The organism is Haloarcula sp. DT43 (assembly GCF_037078405.1).
Lineage (GTDB): Archaea > Halobacteriota > Halobacteria > Halobacteriales > Haloarculaceae > Haloarcula > Haloarcula brevis.
Map to the genome: position 1 here is coordinate 441,616 of NZ_JAYMGZ010000004.1, position 21,173 is coordinate 462,788.

Sequence of the window (21,173 nt, forward strand, 5' to 3'; positions counted from 1 at the left end):
ACTCACACTCCCAGAAGATGTTTACATTCCCAATCGAAAGGGGAGAGACGCTACGATGCCCTCCAAGCATGCCCTCCGTAGCCTCGGGAGTCTCCTCGCCGTACTCGGACTCTCCGGGGTCGCAACAGCACAGTCGACGGCACCGGACGGTTTCACAAACCCGGCCTTCGGAGTGGTCCTCCAGTTCGGTATCGGCTTCGTCGTTCTCGCAGTATTGGGTGCCGCGGCCGCCGCTATCGGCCCGGAATACACCACCAACGCCGTGCGAGAGATTCAGGACGACCCCGGCGCCGCCATCGGCTGGGGGATTCTTGTCGGCATTCTGCTTCCCATCGGACTGGTGTTGCTCGCACTGACGGTCATCGGCGCGCTGATTTCGATTCCCGGACTGCTCCTTCTCGGCGTCCTCGGTATCGTCGGCACCGGGATTACCGCCGTCTGGGTCGGCAATTCGGTCATCGGAGACGACGGGACCGTCAGCGTAACCGACGGGGTCGCCGGCGCGCTGTTGCTGGCAGTCCCCTTCGCGATTCCGGTCGTCGGCGGTTTCCTCCTCAACCTCATCACGCTCGTCGGCCTGGGCGTGGTCGGGCGTGACCTGTACGAAAGCTGGTCGGACTGAGCGAGCTCCCGACGCGCTGGCCCCGCGGCCGAACCTCACCGACGACCGGCGTCAGCCGGCCCCGGGACAGCCGAGCTGGTATGGGTCGTCGTACACGTCCGGCGGAATCGAGACTCGGGTCGGCTCGTCGTACCCCGTGTACTGGACCGTAATCGTCGCAGTCGCGGTCGCGCCACGCTGCGATATCCGTATCCGTAACTCCGACTGCACCGGCCGGTTCGTCTCCGGGTCGAGCCACAGTCGAGCCGTCGCGTTCTCTAGCGAGGCACCGTCCAGACCGACGTCACCGGTCCGGCGGCGGTCCATAATCGATTCGAGGGTATCGGCGCTCGGAGAGGCCGTCACGAGGACGGTCCGGTTGCCGTCGAGCGTCTCGTTCCCGCGCCAGTACACGTTCGAGCGTTCGAACAGCAGGACCTGCCGATGGAGCGGCGTCGCGGTCGCCCACGGCTCGGTCCGGGAGACGTTCTCGACGGCGTAGCCGCCCCATGGCTCCTGACACCCCTGGTACGCTCTGTACCCGTCGACGTAGGAGTCGACCGTCTGGTCCTGGGTCTGTGACGTCGCCCGCATCCGCTTTGCAGAGACGTTGACCGCACCGTCCCCGTCGACCTGTACGGTCCGTGACTGGCCGTCGGCCGACGCGGCCACGTGCATGTCCATCTCGAATCGGTACGCGTCGACGGGGGCTATCGAACGGTTCGCCTCCTCGACGGCCGCGACGGCGCGTTCGTCGCTCGGCGGCGGGCTATCACCGATGAATGTGCCACACCCCGCGAGGAGGGACACGAGGCATACGGCGAGGACCAGTCGTCGCATACGCTACCCTCGTATGCCTGGCTTCTAAAAACGTCGCGGAGTTGACCCGTGGCGGAGTGATGGCTGATAACCATCGGGCCTCAACCCTGGGAAAGCACTCCGGTAGAATGGAACAAGAACGGTATCGGTCCTCCATAACCACCCATCTACAGGCGGAACAGGCCGAGTGCCTCGGGGCTTGACCCCAAGGCAGTTCGTTCCGTGTTGTATGTGCTCGGTAGCTATTTGTATGTGTACATGTATGTTTACACTGTGGCGACGAAAACAATCACTGTGACAGAAGAAGCGTACGAGCGGTTACGCGAGATGAAGCGGGAGGATGAGAGCTTTACAGACACCCTGCTCCGGATAACCGGCGGCGAACAGGACCTGATGAAGGGGTTCGGTGCGTGGAAAGACAGCGGACTGCGGGACGAGGTTGTGGAGGGGCGTGAGGAACTTGCCGAGGACTTCGAGGAGCGTCAGGATGAATTGTTTGGACACTAACGCGCTCATTGATTATCTGCATGGCGAGGAGGCGATAGCCCAATTTCTCCAGGAAAATAGGCAGTTGCCGATTTTTGCACCCACCGTCTCACTCCACGAGGTATTTGTCGGTGCTGCTCGGTTGCGGGGACGAGACGGCATCAAAGACGCCAAGGAAGACCTGGAGTGGGTAGAGCCGCTTGAACTCACCGTTGACGGTGCAGCGGAAGCCGCAGTAATCAAGACAGAGCTCCGCGAGAAGGGGGCAAAGATCGGAGCGATGGACACCCTCATCGCTGGGATGGTTCGAGACTCGTCTGGGTCACTTGTCACTCGTGATGATCACTTCGACCGCGTGGACGGACTCGACACGGAAACGTACTGATTCTTCGCTATTCGAGCCACAGTCACCGACATGTCTAGCTCAGGCGAGTCCCAGTCGGCTGACAGCAGTTACAGGTCGAGATGCGTTTGCAGGTCACCGACCAAGACGTACGCCGCCAGCGCGAGGACGACCACCGAGAACCCGGTCCAGAGGTGAAGGTTCACTGCGCCCTCGCCGACCCACTGCGGGACCGACGAGCGTGCGACTGGCGGCCGGAGCGGCCAGAGCAGGTCCGGCGATACGTAGAAGTCCGGTGGCAGGATACGTTGGTTGTCTGCTACCAGGTGTGAGAGATGCGCGAACGCAAACGCCGCCCCAAGTCTGGGACGGTCTGTTCGGACGGCGTATGCGATGACGACAATCGAGAGCGGAATCGCGAACGGCAGCGAGTGCATGAACACCCGCCCGGAGGGAATCAGATAGAGTTCGTACGCCAGTGGCTTGTCGACGAGGTCCGGGAACTGGCTCCCGAAGAACGTGACCGCGGCTAGCCGGAGCGACGGGAGCCGTCTGTCCCGGAGGAGTGCGTATCCTGCGACTGGAAGGAGGGCGATGATGAAGTGCTCAATCGGGAGGACCATGCTCTGATTGGTAGTGATGAAGCCGTCTGCGAGGAAATGCCTTGTGTGGGATGGGGCTTTCGTGTGCTATTGCTTCAGATACGCAGTTCACATTGATCGCGTCACAGAGGGCGCTGTGAGTGCCCTCTTGGGTTGTTGAGTGTAGACGCGCTGCCATTGCTGGGACACACCTCACCGTGTTCAGTGTCTTTGATAACAGTTGGTCCGTGTGCGGATTGGCACCTCTATTTCGACGATAATTGCCAGAGCGGCTCCACGGCTGCCGATGTGGGTAGTGTTCTGGAATGGGTGACGCGGGGATAGAGTCGAGACAGGGTGTGATTGTCGCTACCTGATTGACGAGAAGTCTGTCCCAGGCACACCTCACACCGAGTGTACTGGCTGTTGGTGTCTGAACGACAACGGCCCTTCTCAGACACACCCCACACCGAGTGTAAGCTCGGGTTCTCCACGAGCCCCGATGAACGCCAGATAGCGGGGTTTGAACTGGCAAAAGCCGCGAAGTCGCAAGCCGAATCGAGTATTCGACCCGACTGCCATCTTACTGTATTCCGCGAGTGACTCCCACAGGCACACACCACGTACCGAGTGTACTGGCCATTGATCGGTGCCGACAGAGACACATCATGATCTGAGCAACAGTCGTGGACCCCCGAGCAGTCGTTCAGAGTTTACTGTTGGTAGACGGCATGCCACTAGTGAGAGGAGAAGTGGCCCGGCGTCGATGTCCAGGCGGAGTGGGAGAAGTACCAGGACTTCAAGGCCCAGCGCGGCTGGCACGACTTCTGGGAACTCCTCGAAGCAGCGCTGGACGGCTCGTCGCTCCCGCCGACGCGGGTCATGGTCGTCGATGAGTACCACGACGCGACGCCCTTGATGGCAGCTGTCGCCGAAAAGTGGTTCGAGCACGCGGATACCGCCATTGCCGGCGGTGACCCGCTGCAGGTGGTCAATCAGTACGCCGGCTCCCATCCGCGATTCTTCACGGAGCGGCTGGACCACCTGCCGGAGATCCTGCTGGACAGGACCTACCGCGTCGGTGAGGAGCACTGGCAGTCGGCCACGCGGATGCTCCAGAAAGAATTCACGCCGCCACCGGTCGAGCGCACCGGTCGGTCGGAGATCTTGACGTACAACGCGCCGCCGATCAAACCGCCAGAAGGCCGGACCAGTGACTGGACGACGCCGAGTGAATCCACGCCCGGGTCGCCAGCGTGGCTGTACAACGAGTTCATCGCCGACACGGAGCGGTCGATCCTGTACCTCGCCCGAACCCGACGATGGGCGCGGGGCGTGTCGGTGGCGCTGGATCGCGCCGGCATCATCCACGACGGCCAGCGCGGTCCCGGCGGCTGGGGATGGGACGGCCATCGCCTCGACGTCTTCAACGCGCTGAAGAAACTGGAGCGGGTACCGGCGACGTACGGCGACGCACACCACGGCCGCGGACTCGACGAGTACGCCACCGACGCCGCCGACGCGATCAGCCTCCGGTTCACAGCCGACGAGTTCGCTGAACTTCTCGATCACGCCAACGCGCGGACGCTCACCCTGTCCCGTGACGACGCTGAGGACTTGGCTGCGGAACATCGCCGCGAGGAACGCGTGGTGACCATCCGTGACGTCGAGGAGATAGCGACGTCGGAGTTCTGGCAGGAGTACACCACTGGTGCTGCGAGCGTGAAGCGGCTCACGAAGGGCGACCTGACCGATCACGACCTGAAGGCACTCCGTCGAGCACTCCCGCGGTACGATGATGTCGTCGAAGACACGCATCACGTTCGCGTCCTCACCATCCACGCGAGCAAGGGAGCCGAGGCCACGGACGTCTGCTGCTTCGATGGAATCACAGGGAAGATCGCCCGCGAGATGGATCGGTCGGAGGAGACGCGCCAGAACGAAGCCCGGACGTGGTACGTCGGCCTGAGCAGAGCGTCAGAGCGACTGCACCTGATGTACGACGCCTTCCCTGGAGCCATCGATCATCTGCCGGGGAATCTCGCGCCGCAGGCGGCGGCGTCCGCTCGGCGACAGGCGAGCGAAGCGATGACGGACGGGGGTGCTGACGACCGATGACAACGGAGAAGAGTGCGTCGACACGGCCTCCAGACGCGTCAGCGGTTACGGGGAGTCCGGTACGCGTTGACGAGGTGACTGATGAGCACGTCCTGTTGGAGCTCCCTGACTCGGTACACGACGCCGACCGTGTGATTCCACAGGACCTGATCGAATTCGGGCAAACGGTCCGGAACTGGTTCTGCTGGGATCTGGAACAGAAGCAACCGCGTGCCCCGTTCAACGACGGCTACGCAGGGACGGTGAAGTGAGGTCGAGACTCGGTATCGTGGGACCACCGAGTCGGTGGACGGTTCGGCGACGTGATGAAGGCGCTGAATGGAACTGTGGACGGTCACGTCGATCCGACGTGGTACTGGGGAACGACAGACGACGGCGAGGCCGTAGAGCCGCGTCCGTTGTATCCGATGGTGATCGTGCCCCACGCGGACTTCCAGCCAGACGACGGACCACTCATGCTCGTCGTCTGGACGACGTGACCGACGTTCGAGACGACGGGACGGGTGTGATGACGCGAGAGGCGTGGGACATCATCCAGTCACTCGGTGGATACGCGGAGGTGTCACGGTCGATGACCGGTGCGCACGTCTTCGTGAAGGGACGGATTCCCGGCGACGTCGATGGGCGGGAGATTATGGAGGAGTTGAATGAGTGCGGGCACATCGAGATCTACGGCTACCCGGCCAACGGTCGGGTGGTCGGGACGACGTGGCTGCACATCGAGAATACACAGCGGCACACTGTCCCTGAGGCACAGAACGTGATTGACGAGTTGGTCGAGGAGTACGTCGATGAGGAGGATCAGCTGAGCGACCAAGAGCAGGCCAATGCCGTGATCGAACGGTACCAGTCCCAGATTCGGGGCGACCAGAGTGGGGGTAGTCGGTCAAAGTACTACGACCTCGATCCGGTTCCGATAGCGAACACCGGACCGTTCCGGACGTACGGAAGGAACGGACAGGGTCCGCATCCCGTCCATGGGGCGACGACGTCCCACGACAATCCCGGGCCGGACGACAAGGACAGCACGAACTTCGGTGTGGATAGCCAGAACGGGTGGAAGTGCTGGGCCCACGACGACGGTGGAGGTGCGCTCCAGCTGATTGCGGTCATCGAAGGCATCAGGGACTGCGGGAATGCAGCGGACGTCATGCAGGATCCGGAGGATGCGCTTCGGGTCTGTTTGGCAGCGCGTGACGAGTACAGTTCTGACCTGGATGACGAAGATCCGCCTACGGTGGCGCTGAAAGGCGTGTGTGGGGTGCAGAATCTGGATTATCCAGAGGATGGGGCGCTCGATAGTGGGACATACGAAATTGCTCGGGGGCTGTACGATGCGATGTCCTATACGAGTGAAAGCTAATAGCGGCCTCTCGAAGGCCGATTTAGTTTGACCTATCTCAGTTCTCGATCATCCTGCGTCTTCGTCCGGTCATCTTTCACAACTTGTCGGGCACCACCCATATTCTTCTCCATCTCGGTACCCCACGCATTACTGCGTCCAGCCCTACCCAGAGAGTTACTCCGATTCCCCCTATAACTAGCACTAGCGATAGGAGCTTCTTGATCGACATTCTAGTGCTTTCTTCAGAGGTGGAGTTAATCAACTCTTTGTCCCGTTGTAGCTCATCAGGGATCGAGGCTGAGACAGAAGATAAAAAGGATGCATTTTACCTAATACGGGTGTTCCCCAACATATGAAAATCGTCATCTTCACGCACTATTTTTACCCTCATGTAGGGGGTATTGAGAGTGTGGTTGAGAACCACGCCAAACGTCTTGCAGAGAGAGGCCACGATATCACTATTGTCACGTCGGATATCGACTCTGATTCACGAAAGGATTCACGAGACGGTTATACCGTCGTCCGCTATTCAGCGATGAATCTACTTGAGGATCTTGGAATTCCCTACCCGATCCCGAATCCAGTTGATTGTATACGAGTAACTCGCACCGTTGTAGACGATGACACAGATGTTCTCCATGTCCACGGGTTGAATTACCTTACCTCACTGCTTCCCCTTCTAGCATTACGCCATCGGAAAATACCCACCCTACTCCATCAGCACACCCCCTTTGTCGATTATTCTCCGATAGTGAATTCTGTAGAACGCCTGAATGATGCGATAGTGGGTCGTTTGGTTCTCAACCAAGCCGATCATTGCATAGCCGTAAGCCAGAATATCGCAGATTACCTTGAAGAACTCGGGGCAGATCGTACTGATGTACTCTATAACGGTGTAGATGTTGATAGGTTCAGCCCGAATATTGCTGAGACTCTAGATGAGGTACTCTACGTTGGAAGGTTAACTCAAAAGAAGGGAATTGAGAGGCTCCTTCAGACGGTCAAAGTTCTGGAGAATTACGGGCATGACAGCTCAGTTCGCGTGGTAGGAAAAGGTGATTTAACTAAGGAGGTACGTGAGATGGCCGATTCAAGTGAAATACTGGAATTCGAGGGGTTTGTTGAGTCTGAAAGGCTCTCTCAACTCTATAGTCAAGCTAGCGCGTTGATCGTACCAGATCAAACGGGGGATGCACTTCCAACGCTTACGATTTTGGAAAGCCTGGCATCAGGCACTCCTCCAATTCTAGTTGAGGATAATCAGCTTCCTGAGGTATTTACTAAAAACGAAAACTATCTCAAAGCACAGCCAGAGCCGGAGTCCATAGCTAATGCCATACAGAGATTATCCCGAAGTCCCGAACTGCGGGAAGCCACTGCCCAGTATTCAAGGAAAACAGCCGAGGAATCGTTTAACTGGGAGTCGAAAATTGACCAGTTGGAGTCTCTGTATCAAATTGTCTGAATATATGGTACAAAAGCGGTCTATGGGGCGGTGATTTAATTGTGTATAGACCTGCCGTCACGGGATACACTACGTTTATTAGGATTCAAAGAAACGTTTCCCGTATGACTATAGTTCGCCGCCTTACAGATATATTTATGCGGAACGAGGAAACATCGAATCTCACACCAAAATTTGCCAGATTATCATGAAGAACGTCATTCTCCTTTCCGTAGACGCACTTCGAGCAGATCATCTCTCATGTTACGGGTATCAAAGAGAGACGTCCCCGTTTTTAGATGAATTTGCTGACTCGAACGTCTTCTTTGAGTACCCGTATAGCGCGAGTTCGAACACGAGAGAGGCCGTCCCTGCCCTGATTACTGGTCAATACCCTGATACCGCTATCGGGTCTGATTACAAATTAGATACACAAACAATCGCATCCACCCTCTCCAAAGAAGGATATTCCACCGCTGCGTTTCACTCTAACCCGTATGCATCTCGGGCATTCGGGACTGACGACGGGTTTGATACGTATGACGATGATCTCCACTTTGGAAAGAACAAGCTGATCGCACTTGCTCAGCGGGCTCTTGACAAAATCCGTAACAAGCACTATGTGAGGGCTGACGGTATAAATGAGCGGTCACTCAAATGGATTGATAACCGAGAGGAGGATGACCCCTTCTTCCTTTGGAATCACTATATGGATGTCCACGGTCCGTACGAGCCCCCTTCCGAGTTCAGAGAGCTCTTTGAAAACAGGTCAATCAGTGATAGAAAAGCCCAGAGACTCTATTTGAGAGCTGTTAGGGATCCGCAATCCGTCACGGATTCAGAACAAGAGTTTCTGATTAACCTCTACGATGGGGAAATACGGTATACAGATTCGCATATTGAGAGTTTTCTAGCGAATCTGGAAGAAAGAGATCTCTTAGAGGAGTCACTCATTATCATCACGTCAGATCACGGGGACGCATTCGGAGAACACGGCTACTACGAACATCCTCGTCATCTCCACGATGAACTCACATACGTCCCACTACTACTCAAATCACCAGAAGTAGACGCGGATAGATATAGCGAGACTCCAGTCTCGATGCTGGATATCGCCCCTACCATCTTCGATTACGCGGGGATTAGTGTGGACTGCCCGGGAGAATCGCTATTTTCTCTGCTTAGTGACCCGCCAAAGGAACGAGTCGTATTTTCCCAAGCACGTGGCGAAAAATCTGAGAGTCATATGCGCCGATTCTCCGCGCGAAGTATAGATAGCAAAGCGTTAGGTGAATGGAATTCAAATACTGAGCAGACAGAGATCACGGAAACAGGGTCCCGTGAGGTTACAGAAAAGTTACGTGAACACATTTCCCACCGAACTAGTGAAACTGACGTTGTCAATGATTTAGACGAAGTTGACGACGATGAAATCGAACGTAGACTTTCTGCTCTCGGATACAAGGAATGAAAATCTGCATCTTATCAAAAATGTTCCCGCCCGGCATAGGAGGAGCTGAAACCTATGCATATGAGTTAGCCGATGGACTCGGCCAACGTGGTCACGAAGTTGATGTCTATACGCAGTGGGTAGACGATCCTAACGAAGAGATTGATATCCACGAGAACGTTACCGTACACCGGATTACGAAAGCCCGGAAAAAGCTAGTAACTTTCGAAACTCTCTATTTCAGTTTCAAGGCGCGTCGAACAATTGATTTCAGCCAATACGATATCGTTCATGGAACTTTGACGCCAGCATCGACGATTTTAGTCACCCCATTTAACGATATCGAACCACCGGTTGTTCTAACGGGCCATGGCACCTCTATCGGGGAAACAAAATCCGTCGCACTCGAAACTCCGGCAGATTACCTCTTGAAATTCTTCTTCTATCCGATGAACGTGGTAATGGATTACTTAGCCGGACGATATGCAGATGGAATCATCTCTATAAGTGACCATGCTCAAGAGGAACTCATTCGCCGATATGGTTTTAGTGAAAAGAAAGTTCAGATGATTCCACACGGTGTCAACACAGACAAGTTTCAACCCCAAGAGGAAACGCATCCTGCTGTAAGTCCTGAGAAAACAACGTTACTCTACGTCGGCCGGATAGGTCCGCGGAAAGGTATAGACTTAGCATTAAAATCGCTAAGCGAGATCAAGGACGCAGAAATAGAATTTTTAATTGCAGGAACAGGAAGACATAAAGACCACCTTGAAGAGACAGCAGAGTCTCTTGATGTAGCAGAACAGACCCGGTTTTTGGGTTATGTATCGGAAGACGAACTCCCAGAACTATATTCATCAGCAGACGTGTTTGTACTGCCCTCCTTGTACGAAGGATTCGGGCTGGTCTTGCTTGAAGCAATGGCTTCTGGTACACCCGTTATTGGCACTGATGTGGGCGGAATCCCGACCGCCGTTGATGACGGAACTACAGGACTCCTCGTCAATCGTAATGTCCCCTCACTTACAACAGCGATTAATAGAATCGTCCAAAATGAAGACTATCGTAAAGAGTTGAGTCAAAATGCGATTGAAAAAGCAGAAGATACTTCTTGGGATTCAATTGTGAACTCTGTAGAACAGATGTATAATTCCGTGGGGACCGCTAAGAGGCAATACAATGAATAGAGACGTTGTACTTCTCACAGTAGATTCGTGGCGTGCGGATACTACACACCTACTGACGAATCTACCAGAACGGCTTCCTAACAGGTCTGAAGTAATCTGTGCGGGTGCTGCAACAAATTGGGTGTTCCCAGCGATACTAAGCAGTTCATATTATCCGCATGCTTATGATAAAGCAGGCGATCTCCGTTCAGATATCTCCTCTCTTCCTCGTCTCCTATCAGATGTAGGATTTAACACAGCTGGATTCGTTGCCTGTAACCCCTACGTTTCCAAGTGGGACAATCACTTTGATACGTTTTGGAATGGGGGAATTGCTTCGGATTCGGAGCAATGGTATTCAAATGCAATAGAACGATGGCTAAGTCGGGGGTATCGGACAGCATTCCTGAAAAAACGCGTCTCCGCTGAGAAAGTTGCTCAGCGGGCATCAGCGTGGTATGCCCAGCAGGACGGTCCGAAGTTCCTCTGGATGCACCTAATGGAGCCCCATCTGCCGTACTACCCAGGTATTCGAAAAGCAAGCGACATTGGATTATTAGACTCGTATCGATCCATACTCAATTATCAACGTTACGGCGACGAGACGCCAGCGGATGATATGGCAGTGCAGAGGGAACTGTACAACAAGACTATTGAGCGATTCGATGAGTATATCCCGAATTTACTGGAATTTGTTGACGAAGATGCGATTACAGTCGCGGTTGCAGATCACGGAGAAGAATTTGATCATGGTCATTATGATCATGAACGGTTGTACGACGAATGTGTCCGAGTTCCGCTTTTCTGGAAAAATGTGCCAGATCTCGCATCAACCGATACCGTTCGTCAGATTGACCTTGCCCCGGCAATCATTAGTGGATTAAATATTGATGTTCCGGATGACTGGGATGGGCAACGCCCAAAATCACTTGATACCCAGCCTGCAATGATGGTGACTCCACAACCCAATGCTGGCCTTTTACACACTGGAATCCGGACGGAAGATCGAAAGCTTATCAAATCGTTTGATCGAGAAAGTGGTCAACTTGTTCAATCTGAGTTCTATGATCTTGAGTCAGACCCCGACGAGAAGAATAACATCTATGATCAGGACATCAATGAACAAATGGAAGATCAACTTGATGAGTTTGTCTCTGAACACGAATCAGCTCTATCGATTGATGCTGCAACAGGACTTGAATCAAATGTCGTAGAGTCCCGCTTACAAGACCTTGGATATAAATGAATCTGCGTGAAATTGAGCTACTTGTTCGGAGATATGGGTCAATTCCGGTCGCAGTCCTCTGTTTGGCGGCCCTCTATGTGTTCATCTCGATTGGATATAGGTCGGTTCTTGGGCCTATACTGGGAGCTACACTAGGAGGGATAGCTGCTGTTATTGTTTTACACATAATTCAGCCAGAAAAAGAAAGATCATCGTTTACCCCCGTTGACTATCGGATTTCAATAATCGTCACCAGCCTATATGTAGTTGCCATTTTAGTAATATACCGGTTGACTATATACGAGCGTCCAATAAGTCATTACATAGTATTTGGCGGATTTGCTGGATATATTGCGTATGAAATCGCAACTGGTGCGCGGAAAATTCGAGTAGTTCCTCAACTTCTTATTCTCACGTTCTTCACATACTGGAGTACTCAATTAGCTTTTCCAGCTGGCATGTATCAGGTTGACACGCGAGAAAAGTATCTACCCCTGATTCAAGACGCCTTGACATATGGGAGAATTGAAGGTCAAATCCCCTATCTCGGACATCTTGCGTTTGTCACAGAGAATACTATAATAACAGGTCTCTCCCCGAGGATAGGTTATTTTATACTAGCTACCCTAATCCTAACTGGAACGTTACTGATTATTTCGATTCTTGATCAAGTTTTTTCTGCGATATCCTCACGAGTCGCTCTCTATGGGGCATTATTTTTCGGAGCCATGGGGTGGACGTTAGGCCGTGGACTTCATCCTGGTAAGCTTAGCTTCTTTTACGCACTCACCCTCTTATTGGGAATTGTAGTCATAAAACAATACGTATCGCCGAAGAAGTCGCAAATTCGGTGGACAGTCCTCGGACTAATTGTCGGCCCAGCATTAATATTTGGCCACCGGTACAGTTCAGGTGCTGCATTAATATTCATCGTCGCAATTGCGGCCTTTATCCTATGTTATCGAATTATCCCTAGTAGTAATCACCAGAAATACCGTCACATACCAGCTCTTTCATTCGTTGCAGCATACGGAATAACAATTGTAGGAACTATCCACTCAGGGCCTCTCTTGAATCGCCTTACCGGATTATTAACGTCGGTACTTTTTCCAACAGCGACAGGCAGCGGTGGTGGTCCTGGCCGATACTCAGAGTTGTCCATTGAACTTCTTCTAGCTTCGACTGCTGGTGAAGCAATTTTGTTCGGGTTAGGGATATTGGGTGCAGCAATTGCACTCCGTCAGATAAGCTGGGAATATGATCTAATAACTTTCTGGATGGGGTGTCTTTCCGTATTCTTGCTTATAAGTCTCGTGTTCAACGCAGCAGATACGCAACCACAGCGATTTTACTCACTTTTAGGACTCTTCGGTTTAAATGTTTTTGCAGGAGTGACACTTGTCTATCTTGTCCGTTCAGATATTTCACTAGTGAATCCAAAAACCGTGGGTATGCTCGTATTCGCTTTTGCAGTTCTAAGTTTGGCTTCTCCAATCGCAGGTCTCCATCTTTCCATTATCGGAGATGAGGTCCCGCATAGTCGTTATTACAATACGAGCCAGTTGACGTCAGGGGATGAGTGGGTGAATACCTATACTGGTAATAGTAAATCTACGCTCCAAACGATTCCGCCAACTACTGAACTCCCATATCAACTGGCATCAGACACCAAAGCTGTCGTTGACACAATACAAATTCGACACGGTGATAAATATGTATACACGAACACAGCAGCAACTACTGGAGTCATAAATAGTGGTGGACGGGGCTTAGGTGATCGACAATTCGTATTCCTTCATCATAACCAAAACCACCACGATAATAAGATATATTCAAATAATGAGACAGAGATATTTGTAAAACAGTAGTTCTAACGATAGCCGAGATGTCGAAGCTGGTCAACTACTTCTCTCTCATCAAACTCCAGTTCTGAATTTACCGGTGCCTCTGGCGTGATCTCCTTACGCTCACCTTCTTGAATCAGCCAAGGGACCTTGGTGAGTTCCTCCATATAGACGCCAGCAGGATGGCCCCATTCCCGAACCGGAATTGGACGTGCTCGTTCTCCAAATGCATTGCCATGGTCAGCACTTATTACAGTTTTTCCTTCGAGTCCATCTGCTAGTTCCCTCACATGCGGTAGTGTTACTCGAAGTGTTTTGATATAGGCATCCCACAACTCATCTTTGGAAAGGTCAATTTCTCCAGTTAGAACACGCATCCAGAAAATCTGATCTATATTATCATCTAAGATGGTTTGTTTATCTGGTTGGGTGTCCGCTCCAATAAAAGGTATATGCGGTTGCACATAGTGTACAATAACCCGTTTATTGGGGAATTTACTCGCTTCCTCAAGCGCTCGTTCAGTAACCCGTTCGGGAGGCACAACCCCCATTGAATCATCCCATTCTTCGGAAAAAAGTGGTATCACAGAGTGAAACTCAGCTGTAATCGTATCACTAAGGGCCGCTATTTTCCCATTTGCTGTAATATATACTGTATCATGGAGTTCTTTTGATCCAAAATTGGTTTCCAGAAATTCAGGTGTCGCGCACCCCTTTGAATGTCGATATTCCAACTCCCCGGGGATATTGTTCTCGTCTGCAAAAGCATCAAAGCGACAAGCATCTAAAAGTACAAGATTATCCCAATCTTCCTCCATAAAGTCTACGCCTTGGTGTTGATTATTCCATTTTGGAATTAGATCTCCGAGTATTCGATTAATATATCTCCCAAATAACTGAGGATTCTTGACTCCGGTGATAATATCCGACGTTGAGGGCATATCTAGTTCTACTCTACCATAGTCAAATAGCTTCCGCTAGGAGGCAGGCGGATTATGAATCTCTGTTATCCGATATCTCGATTATCCTTACCGAGGTCCATTTTACTCCTATCTATGACGGCCAACCAACACATTGTGATGTTGCAACCTTTTTCGAGGATCGTGGATTTAAACTGTTCAACCTCTATAACAATATAACCCGTAGTGACGGACAATTAATTGCGGCAGATGCGCTCTTCGTTCGCTGATAAGAACTATGGACGTACGCCTTAGTTTGGTGTAGAAAATCGGGGAGCAAACATCCTCTACTTTCGTTGTCTTTCTCTGGTCCTTTTCCGCTAGACCAAAGGAGTGCGATTGTTGAACAATAAGTTGCGTCACAAAACGGCCTTTGGTTTTGCTTTTGGACTCTCGATAGAGAAGCTACAGTTCATTACTTTTTTGATCGCTCATTAGAGTAGGTCGTCGAGGAACAGCTGATAGTGTCTGGATCAGCGTGGTTCACCAGACGAAACTGGAGTAGCGCCTCCAATCTCTCCACTGTATAGCGTACCCACTAGTTCTTACACCGGTTGGTAACCTCGCCCATCAACGGTTCGGCGAGGTAGGAAACCCCACGGCACCTCGGATCCTTGATGTCTGCCCCCGCAAATATCCTATTCGACGGTAACCACAGGCGTAGATACCCCATAGTCTCCTCAGATCCGTATTAGTCTATTTCCCAGGCTGTCTTCTTGATGAACACACCTGTTTGTGGCGATCTCCGCTTGCGAATCCCCGCGAACTTTCCATATAGACGGTGCTTGGTGACGGAGATCTTCACGTGGAACACTTGGTTGACCCCTATCCTAGGATATGGGAAAACTAATCAGCAATCACGGTCTGATACTGAATTGATGGAAATTGTATGGGTCACTCGTGGATTTCCATATCCCCCTGATGCAGGAGATCGAATTGTAATTTATAATTGGATTAGTCGTCTCTCAAACCGTGGTCACGATATTCATTTACTAGCTTCTGTACCGGAACCTCCCAATGATGAAGAAATCGAGGAATTATCCCGTCACCTGTCATCTGTCGAGTGTTATCAAAATTCGTTAGGGGTTATAGGATATCTCAAGAGTTTATCTCAACCTCTAACTCCATTTATAATCCAACTTAGTAAAGTTCCACAATTGCAGCAGAAAATCAATAAGCTTGTAGATAGTCGGGGAATTAATGCAGTATTCATTGACCATACCCACGTATCCGGTTACTCAGTTCCAGAAGGGGTGAAAACACTTCTTGGAGTCCATAATCTAGAATATAAGTGGTATTGGAATACAATAAAACTAGCCTTCCCCAAATTTGAAAGTATAGGATATGCTATTGAAACGGCTCGTATGGCCATGTATGAAAAAAACCTTTTCAAGAAAAATGCATATACTGCATATGAATTTGTTTCGAATGCTGAACTACGATGGGTGGAGGATCGATATCCCGATCTTTCAGATCAACTCGAATGGGCTCCGATTGGGGTAGATATTGCACGGTTTGATAAGGCAGAGCCAGCAGAGCTGACCCAAACTCAGCCTTCAATTGTTTTTACTGGTACAATGACCTCTCACTTAAATACTGATGCAGTAAAATGGTTTTCTGAAGAGATATTCCCACAAATAAAGAACGAAGTTCCTAACTCCCAGTTTATAATTGTAGGTAAAGACCCAACCGAGGAAGTAAAACAACTCTCTGAAATCGAAGATGTAATTGTGACTGGCGGTGTAAGCCAAGTGGAACCCTATTTAGTTGGTGCTGATCTTGTCGTAGTTCCCCTGCGCGGCGGTGCAGGTGTGAAGGTAAAACTATTAGAAGGTCTTGCTACTGGTAATCTAGTACTGACGACGGACTATGGTATTCAAGGAACTACTGTTACTCCAGGTGAAGAACTCCTTCTTGCAAATGAGTCCCAAGAATTCGCTAATTTAGCGATTGAGTGTCTAAAAGAGCCGGAGAAGTTCAAAAGTGTGCGACAAAAAGGGAAAAGGTATGTCCAAAAGAATCATGCATGGGAGTCGGTTATTGACCGTTTAGAAAACCGGCTCAAGGACACGAATACAGAGGGTCTATCAGAGAGATAACTCTACTATACCTATATGGATTTATTTAGATCGGGCTTACAAATCTTCGTCGCACGATTATGTAAATCAGCTATATCATTTCTTGCTGTGGTTGTTTTCTCACGAGAGCTTGGTGCAAATTCGATGGGTGTTTATTACCCTTTCATCGCTCTCCTTACTTTGCTTGCTATTCCATCTGATTTCGATATATCTGGGGCTACAGAGAAGAGAATTAGCGAAGATAATGAGAAAAGTTCGTATCTCGGAACTGCGCTTGTACTTAAAGCCTCGCTCTTAGCTATCACAAGCTTATTTTTATTTTCTGGTAGAGAATATATAAATCAATATCTGGGAATAAATCTAGCAATTGCTCTGATTCTCACCCTTTACGCTAGTCAAGCCGCTACATTCTCATTACATATTCTTCGTGGCGAACTCCGAGTAGGGGAAACCGCTGTTATTGAAGTTCTCCGACCCTTAAGTTGGTTGACTATGGGTTATATTTTCTATACCCAAGGATACGGAGTTAAGTCCCTTGTTTATGGCTATCTGATCGGGTCAATCATTATGAGTATTATAGGTTGGTGGAAAGTTTCAGTTCCAATTGGTCGTCCAACGATAACTCATGCACGATCAATTTTTGATTACGGGAGATATAGTGTAATTTCATCTGTTGGAAGTCGTTTCTATAGTTCAATGGATGTGGCCATTCTATCCGTATTCGTTGCTGTTGATATCGCTGTGACCAGAGGTGAGATCGGAGCTTACGAAAATGCCTGGAGACTATCCTTAATTGTCGTGTTGTTTAGCCAATCTATTGCTACTACTCTTTTTCCACAGTTTAGTCGTTGGAACGCCGAAAATGCAACTAATCGAATTGAAGCACTTATTCCAAAAGCACTACTACCATCGTTATTAATTGTTATTCCTGCCTTTGTTGGCACAGTCATTCTCGCAAAAGATCTGCTAAGTATTCTATTTGGCCCAGAATTTACGGTGGCATGGATTGCGTTAATAATTCTAACAGGTGAGAAGATATTCCAATCAATTCACGCCATTCTTGGTCAAGCTCTTCAAGCAGTAAACCGTCCTGATTTATCAGCTTATGCGACAATTGTGGCAATATTAATCAATTTTATACTTAACATAGTTTTGATTTGGGAGTTTGGTATTGTCGGAGCTGCTTTGGCAACATCCATCTCTTTTGCTGTAAATACCGGTATTCAAGCATATTATCTCAGTACTATTATTGATATAGGATTTCCAGTTTCAGCAACTGCCTGGAGTCTCATCTCGTCATCACTAATGGGTCTGACTATATACGTATTCAAAAATAATCGGGAAATCAGCTCAATTTTTGAACTTGTCATGGTGATAGTTGTAGGTATTATAACTTACAGTATCTTCGTACTTCTGTATCAACCTATTCGATCAGAAGTGAGAAATATACTACATTCGAACATCTTATGATCTATCAAGGGGTCGCTTGCGAACTACCTACCTAATCTGACCTCAGTCCGTCGAGACGTACTTCATCGTTGAATCCAACTTCCGATAGAGAACCTTGGCAATATATGAACGACGATCCCGTCTCCGTTAGGATCGGAAGGATACATCCCGTTCGCTAAGTTGGACGTCATCGAATGGAATGCGTGTGAGCAGTCAAAATCCATCTCGTGTTTCCGTTCGCGTCTTAGGTGATCGGCTCGTTGACGCCTGCCTCTTTGGCCTGCTCTTTTACGGTCCGACCAATGAAACTCGGCCGAACCTTCGGCTTCTACTGGGTGAGAAAGAGGTAATCAGAGTCGCCGGCTGGTACGTAGGACTGGCGCTACTTTTCAATCCACCCACACATCAGGTAGTCCAAATTTTCGTGGTAGTAGTCGTATCGGATGTAGTTCCCGCTGCCCGCATTTGCCTTCGCCGGCGTGATTCCCATCTCGTGTTTCCGAAGTCGATGTCCGCAAGCTGGATGTTGGCCATTTCGACTGATCGAACTCCGGTCTGGTACAGCAATAGTATCACCAGTTCGTTGTGGCTCACCGGCGAGCGGGGATGCTCGAATATCTTCTGAACATCCACAGGAGGGCTGGCTATGACGGCGTCGTCCGTATTACCGGGCTGTTGGAGCGATACCAAGGAAACCCGAACAAAGCAGCGCCGAAAGTCTCTACTCCAAAATGGACTACCCGGTGGGTACCCCGTAGTTCTGATGTCGCGCCAGATGTTTGGCTGAGTTATGGAACAGGTATAGATTGGAACCGGCCGCCAATCTTGTTCTCTCGGGCCGATTCCTTTCTGCCAGCGCTCTTGGGTAAGCGATTGTTGGTGGCGTCATAGCGCTGTTTCGAGGATGGTTTTGAGTGCTTCGTCGCCGGGTTTTCGGCGGACGCGTTTTCGAAGCTGTAACGCTCTGAGATAGGGTGTGAGTTTGTCTTTGGAGACACCTCGATGAGGCGAGAGCCACCGTCGCGCCAGCGACGCGTGGCTCTCGCAGGTGTTGACGTGCACGTCTCCATCAGCGTATTCACCCTCGCCGTGGACGACGTACTGGCGGTCGAATATGTTGTCCTCGTCGAGTTGTTCATACGCCCGAAAGCCTCGGTGTAGACAGTCAGCGACTCCTCTTTGCGGTCGTCAAGCAGGAGTCGAATCGTTGACTCATCGGCGGCTTTCGCCGGATGAACGTACGTTTCTCCCGTGCCGGAGTCAGCGAGGAGGAACACGGGCGGCTTGTCTTCGTGAATACTCGGGGAGATCGGCCTCGACGCGCCCGATCTCCCCGACCACTCGACACTGGTCAAGTGGTTTGACAGAATCAAGACAGCACTCTGGCGAGTGCTGCTGCGCCTATCGGCGCAGCTGCACGACCCAAGCGGCCATGCCGCTATCGACGCGACGTTTTTCGATCGAGAAAACGCTAGCAAGCACTACTGTCGCCGGACGAATTACCGTGTTCAAACGCTCAAAACAACTGCTCTCGTCGACACAGAAAGCCGGGCTATTCTGGATGTTCACTGTACGACCGAGAAACGCCACGACACACAGCTCAGCTGGCAGGTCGCCCGCCGCAACGCGGGCGACCTCGCCAGCCTCGCTGCGGACAAAGGCTACGACTGGATGGAATTACGCGAAAAACTCCGCGAAGAAGGTGTGAGACCGCTAATCAAACATCGTGAGTTCCGGCCCATCAATCACGCGCACAACGCGCGGATTGATGGATCTCGCTACCGCCAACGAGCAGTGTGTGAGACCGTCTTCTCAACGAATAAGCGCGCGCTCGGCGACGCCGTGCGTGCGCGAACTTGGTACGGTGAATTCCGTGAACTCGTCCTGATGTGTACCGTTCACAACATCAAGCAGGCGGTGAAACAGTGAAATCAAACTCCGTCTGGCGATTCACCACGGCCAATTGCTTCAGAGCTTAGACTGGCCGATAAATTGGGACCATCAACAATATTCACTAGTGCCAGTGAACACGGATTCATTGATTTTCCACCAGCGGTCTGTGCTGTTAGCGCTGTACTTCAACACATCGAATCACTGTCTGATATGTGGGAGCAGCAGGCCAGAATACACAGGTTTGAACGAGCAACAGATTTACTACACCGTAGTAATTTTAGCAACTTGATCACTACTGATCACTACCAGTCTGAAGACTACCGTTTAGGTCCGGACGTTACCGGTCGGCATAAAGACGATTTCAGCGATCCTCAGCCGCTCCCAACTCCACTAACGTCAGATTTCGGTCTAGCATACAGTAGTCGTGGGGCGGGTCACCAACAATCTCAGATATCCGATATTCCTCATCGAACTCAGCCCCAGCAGGCTCACAGTAGGGATGACTAGGACATTCAGTGTGCGGACAGGGACCCATCAGCGACGCCTTGCTGCCGGCGTACGCACCCTTCGACGGAACATTGGCCCGAATCGGCGCGGGCTCGACCTCGACGGCCCGAACGCCGTTGTCGTGCATAGCACAGTCTAGCGTTTGGCCGCTCTGTCGAACGTTGGTAATCCGGTAGCGGGTCCCGGTCGTCAGATTGAGACATTGGTCGCGGTAGGGACAGCCCGCACAGCCGCTGGCTTCGCCGCGGTAGACGAACTCCGTGCCAGCCTCGGCAAGGCGCGTTCCGACGAGCGTGACAGTAGTCATACCGAGCTATAGAACGCCGCCACGGTAAAGCATCATGACCGCCCGGTCAGGTCGTCCAGTTTGTCCAGATAGGCTTCGCGGGGCACTTGGTACAGCGACCGGTAGTCCAGGTCACCGTCGGCGAACCGAGTCGCCAGCTCCACGGCACCCTCGACGGCGGCGTCGCGGCGCTCGTAGGAGTCGGCGTCGCGCTCGACATCGGGTTCCAAGTAGAAGGTGACGTACCAACTCTCCCCGGTCCGGTCAGCGCCGGGGCGGCGGGTCCGTTTACCGCGCGTGAGATAGATGGTCGGGAGACAGGGGGCCGGGAACTGCTCGGAGTCGAAGACGTCCGGGCGATACGCGAGAATGAGCTTGTCGTCGGTCTCGTTCCACACCGTCCAGTCGTCGGGAAGGGCCGACAGGTCCATACCACCCGGTTCGCGCGGACCGGCAAGAATCCGCTGGTCCGCGGGGGCTAGTTCGTACGACGGCAACTACGAGTGGCCGGGCCACATATCATGTCATCCGTTGCCAGATGCCAATCAGTCCAGCAACAGATTCACATCAATCCAG

The 21,173-nt window shown here is 51.5% G+C and carries 19 protein-coding genes and 2 pseudogenes; 15 read left to right on the top strand and 6 right to left on the bottom strand.

Annotation, left to right across the window (positions count from 1 at the left end):
* Window positions 1-55 precede the first annotated feature (55 nt).
* Window positions 56-622, top strand: a complete 567-nt coding sequence (locus VI123_RS16925) for a hypothetical protein (RefSeq protein ID WP_336339237.1) — start codon at window positions 56-58, stop codon at window positions 620-622.
* Window positions 623-673: 51 nt separating this feature from the next.
* On the opposite strand, the gene VI123_RS16930 is transcribed toward VI123_RS16925, so the two are convergent.
* A complete protein-coding gene (locus tag VI123_RS16930; RefSeq protein WP_336339238.1) occupies window positions 674-1,441 on the bottom strand; it encodes a LolA-like protein in 768 nt (255 codons plus the stop codon).
* A 252-nt stretch (window positions 1,442-1,693) separates the two neighbouring features.
* Between VI123_RS16930 and VI123_RS16935 the strand changes: the two genes are divergently transcribed.
* On the top strand, window positions 1,694-1,927 hold the full coding sequence (locus VI123_RS16935) for an antitoxin VapB family protein (protein WP_336339239.1): 234 nt from the start codon (window positions 1,694-1,696) through the stop codon (window positions 1,925-1,927).
* On the top strand, window positions 1,908-2,291 hold the full coding sequence (locus VI123_RS16940; protein WP_336339240.1) for a PIN domain-containing protein: 384 nt from the start codon (window positions 1,908-1,910) through the stop codon (window positions 2,289-2,291). The genes VI123_RS16935 and VI123_RS16940 overlap by 20 nt, the downstream gene beginning before the upstream one ends.
* A 68-nt stretch (window positions 2,292-2,359) precedes the next feature.
* Here the strand turns inward: VI123_RS16940 and VI123_RS16945 are convergent, their stop codons facing one another.
* The gene (locus VI123_RS16945; RefSeq protein WP_336339241.1) at window positions 2,360-2,872 is read right to left on the bottom strand and encodes a metal-dependent hydrolase; all 513 of its coding nucleotides are present in this window, start codon (window positions 2,870-2,872) and stop codon (window positions 2,360-2,362) included.
* A gap of 840 nt (window positions 2,873-3,712) precedes the next feature.
* Here VI123_RS16945 and VI123_RS16950 point away from each other — a divergent pair.
* The 9 genes from VI123_RS16950 (at window position 3,713) to VI123_RS16990 (ending at window position 13,449) form a co-directional block, all read left to right on the top strand.
* Entirely contained in the window at window positions 3,713-4,948 is a 1,236-nt protein-coding gene (locus VI123_RS16950; RefSeq protein ID WP_336339242.1) for a 3'-5' exonuclease, read from the top strand.
* A gap of 74 nt (window positions 4,949-5,022) precedes the next feature.
* A complete protein-coding gene (locus tag VI123_RS16955; RefSeq protein ID WP_336339243.1) occupies window positions 5,023-5,199 on the top strand; it encodes a hypothetical protein in 177 nt (58 codons plus the stop codon).
* Window positions 5,200-5,250: 51 nt separating this feature from the next.
* Window positions 5,251-5,427: a hypothetical protein gene (locus VI123_RS16960; protein WP_336339244.1), complete on the top strand. Its 177-nt coding sequence runs from the start codon at window positions 5,251-5,253 to the stop codon at window positions 5,425-5,427.
* Window positions 5,424-6,311, top strand: a complete 888-nt coding sequence (locus VI123_RS16965; protein WP_336339245.1) for a hypothetical protein — start codon at window positions 5,424-5,426, stop codon at window positions 6,309-6,311. The genes VI123_RS16960 and VI123_RS16965 overlap by 4 nt, the downstream gene beginning before the upstream one ends.
* Window positions 6,312-6,645: 334 nt before the next feature.
* Window positions 6,646-7,758, top strand: coding sequence for a glycosyltransferase family 4 protein (locus VI123_RS16970; protein ID WP_336339246.1), 1,113 nt, complete (start codon window positions 6,646-6,648; stop codon window positions 7,756-7,758).
* 187 nt (window positions 7,759-7,945) lie between these two features.
* A complete protein-coding gene (locus VI123_RS16975; protein ID WP_336339247.1) occupies window positions 7,946-9,208 on the top strand; it encodes a sulfatase in 1,263 nt (420 codons plus the stop codon).
* Window positions 9,205-10,377: a glycosyltransferase family 4 protein gene (locus tag VI123_RS16980; RefSeq protein ID WP_336339248.1), complete on the top strand. Its 1,173-nt coding sequence runs from the start codon at window positions 9,205-9,207 to the stop codon at window positions 10,375-10,377. Before VI123_RS16975 ends, VI123_RS16980 begins: the two co-directional genes overlap by 4 nt.
* Entirely contained in the window at window positions 10,370-11,602 is a 1,233-nt protein-coding gene (locus VI123_RS16985) for a sulfatase-like hydrolase/transferase (RefSeq protein WP_336339249.1), read from the top strand. Before VI123_RS16980 ends, VI123_RS16985 begins: the two co-directional genes overlap by 8 nt.
* Window positions 11,599-13,449, top strand: a complete 1,851-nt coding sequence (locus VI123_RS16990; RefSeq protein WP_336339250.1) for a hypothetical protein — start codon at window positions 11,599-11,601, stop codon at window positions 13,447-13,449. The genes VI123_RS16985 and VI123_RS16990 overlap by 4 nt, the downstream gene beginning before the upstream one ends.
* Before the next feature lie 2 nt (window positions 13,450-13,451).
* On the opposite strand, the gene VI123_RS16995 is transcribed toward VI123_RS16990, so the two are convergent.
* Window positions 13,452-14,366 (bottom strand): hypothetical protein, encoded by a 915-nt coding sequence (locus tag VI123_RS16995; RefSeq protein WP_336339251.1) that lies wholly within the window; start codon window positions 14,364-14,366, stop codon window positions 13,452-13,454.
* An 896-nt stretch (window positions 14,367-15,262) separates the two neighbouring features.
* On the opposite strand from VI123_RS16995, the gene VI123_RS17000 reads away from it, so the two are divergent.
* Both VI123_RS17000 and VI123_RS17005 read left to right on the top strand, forming a co-directional pair.
* Complete coding sequence (locus VI123_RS17000; protein ID WP_336339252.1) at window positions 15,263-16,483, top strand: glycosyltransferase; 1,221 nt, start codon at window positions 15,263-15,265, stop codon at window positions 16,481-16,483.
* A gap of 15 nt (window positions 16,484-16,498) precedes the next feature.
* Window positions 16,499-17,932 carry an oligosaccharide flippase family protein gene (locus tag VI123_RS17005; RefSeq protein ID WP_336339253.1) on the top strand — a complete coding sequence of 478 codons (1,434 nt, stop codon included), beginning with the start codon at window positions 16,499-16,501 and terminating at the stop codon, window positions 17,930-17,932.
* An 864-nt stretch (window positions 17,933-18,796) separates the two neighbouring features.
* Here the strand turns inward: VI123_RS17005 and VI123_RS17010 are convergent.
* A pseudogene (locus VI123_RS17010) lies at window positions 18,797-19,209 on the bottom strand (transposase); the annotation flags it as partial.
* Here VI123_RS17010 and VI123_RS17015 point away from each other — a divergent pair.
* Window positions 19,208-19,840: pseudogene (locus VI123_RS17015) on the top strand (IS5 family transposase); the annotation flags it as partial. The pseudogenes VI123_RS17010 and VI123_RS17015 overlap by 2 nt on opposite strands.
* Window positions 19,841-20,165: 325 nt before the next feature.
* Here the strand turns inward: VI123_RS17015 and VI123_RS17020 are convergent.
* Together VI123_RS17020 and VI123_RS17025 are read right to left on the bottom strand one after the other, a co-directional pair.
* Entirely contained in the window at window positions 20,166-20,618 is a 453-nt protein-coding gene (locus VI123_RS17020; protein ID WP_336339254.1) for a UPF0179 family protein, read from the bottom strand.
* Between the two features lie 32 nt (window positions 20,619-20,650).
* Window positions 20,651-21,028: a DUF5820 family protein gene (locus tag VI123_RS17025; protein WP_336339255.1), complete on the bottom strand. Its 378-nt coding sequence runs from the start codon at window positions 21,026-21,028 to the stop codon at window positions 20,651-20,653.
* Between the last annotated feature and the right edge of the window lie 145 nt (window positions 21,029-21,173).

What these genes read in the sequence shown, in the direction of transcription:
- VI123_RS16925 (WP_336339237.1), top strand. Translation starts at nt 56, where the DNA reads ATGCCCTCCAAGCATGCCCTCCGTAGCCTCGGGAGTCTCCTCGCCGTA.
- VI123_RS16930 (WP_336339238.1), bottom strand. Translation starts at nt 1,441, where the DNA reads ATGCGACGACTGGTCCTCGCCGTATGCCTCGTGTCCCTCCTCGCGGGG.
- VI123_RS16940 (WP_336339240.1), top strand. Translation starts at nt 1,908, where the DNA reads ATGAATTGTTTGGACACTAACGCGCTCATTGATTATCTGCATGGCGAG.
- VI123_RS16945 (WP_336339241.1), bottom strand. Translation starts at nt 2,872, where the DNA reads ATGGTCCTCCCGATTGAGCACTTCATCATCGCCCTCCTTCCAGTCGCA.
- VI123_RS16950 (WP_336339242.1), top strand. Translation starts at nt 3,713, where the DNA reads ATGGTCGTCGATGAGTACCACGACGCGACGCCCTTGATGGCAGCTGTC.
- VI123_RS16970 (WP_336339246.1), top strand. Translation starts at nt 6,646, where the DNA reads ATGAAAATCGTCATCTTCACGCACTATTTTTACCCTCATGTAGGGGGT.
- VI123_RS16975 (WP_336339247.1), top strand. Translation starts at nt 7,946, where the DNA reads ATGAAGAACGTCATTCTCCTTTCCGTAGACGCACTTCGAGCAGATCAT.
- VI123_RS16980 (WP_336339248.1), top strand. Translation starts at nt 9,205, where the DNA reads ATGAAAATCTGCATCTTATCAAAAATGTTCCCGCCCGGCATAGGAGGA.
- VI123_RS16985 (WP_336339249.1), top strand. Translation starts at nt 10,370, where the DNA reads ATGAATAGAGACGTTGTACTTCTCACAGTAGATTCGTGGCGTGCGGAT.
- VI123_RS16990 (WP_336339250.1), top strand. Translation starts at nt 11,599, where the DNA reads ATGAATCTGCGTGAAATTGAGCTACTTGTTCGGAGATATGGGTCAATT.
- VI123_RS16995 (WP_336339251.1), bottom strand. Translation starts at nt 14,366, where the DNA reads ATGCCCTCAACGTCGGATATTATCACCGGAGTCAAGAATCCTCAGTTA.
- VI123_RS17000 (WP_336339252.1), top strand. Translation starts at nt 15,263, where the DNA reads ATGGAAATTGTATGGGTCACTCGTGGATTTCCATATCCCCCTGATGCA.
- VI123_RS17005 (WP_336339253.1), top strand. Translation starts at nt 16,499, where the DNA reads ATGGATTTATTTAGATCGGGCTTACAAATCTTCGTCGCACGATTATGT.
- VI123_RS17020 (WP_336339254.1), bottom strand. Translation starts at nt 20,618, where the DNA reads ATGACTACTGTCACGCTCGTCGGAACGCGCCTTGCCGAGGCTGGCACG.
- VI123_RS17025 (WP_336339255.1), bottom strand. Translation starts at nt 21,028, where the DNA reads ATGGACCTGTCGGCCCTTCCCGACGACTGGACGGTGTGGAACGAGACC.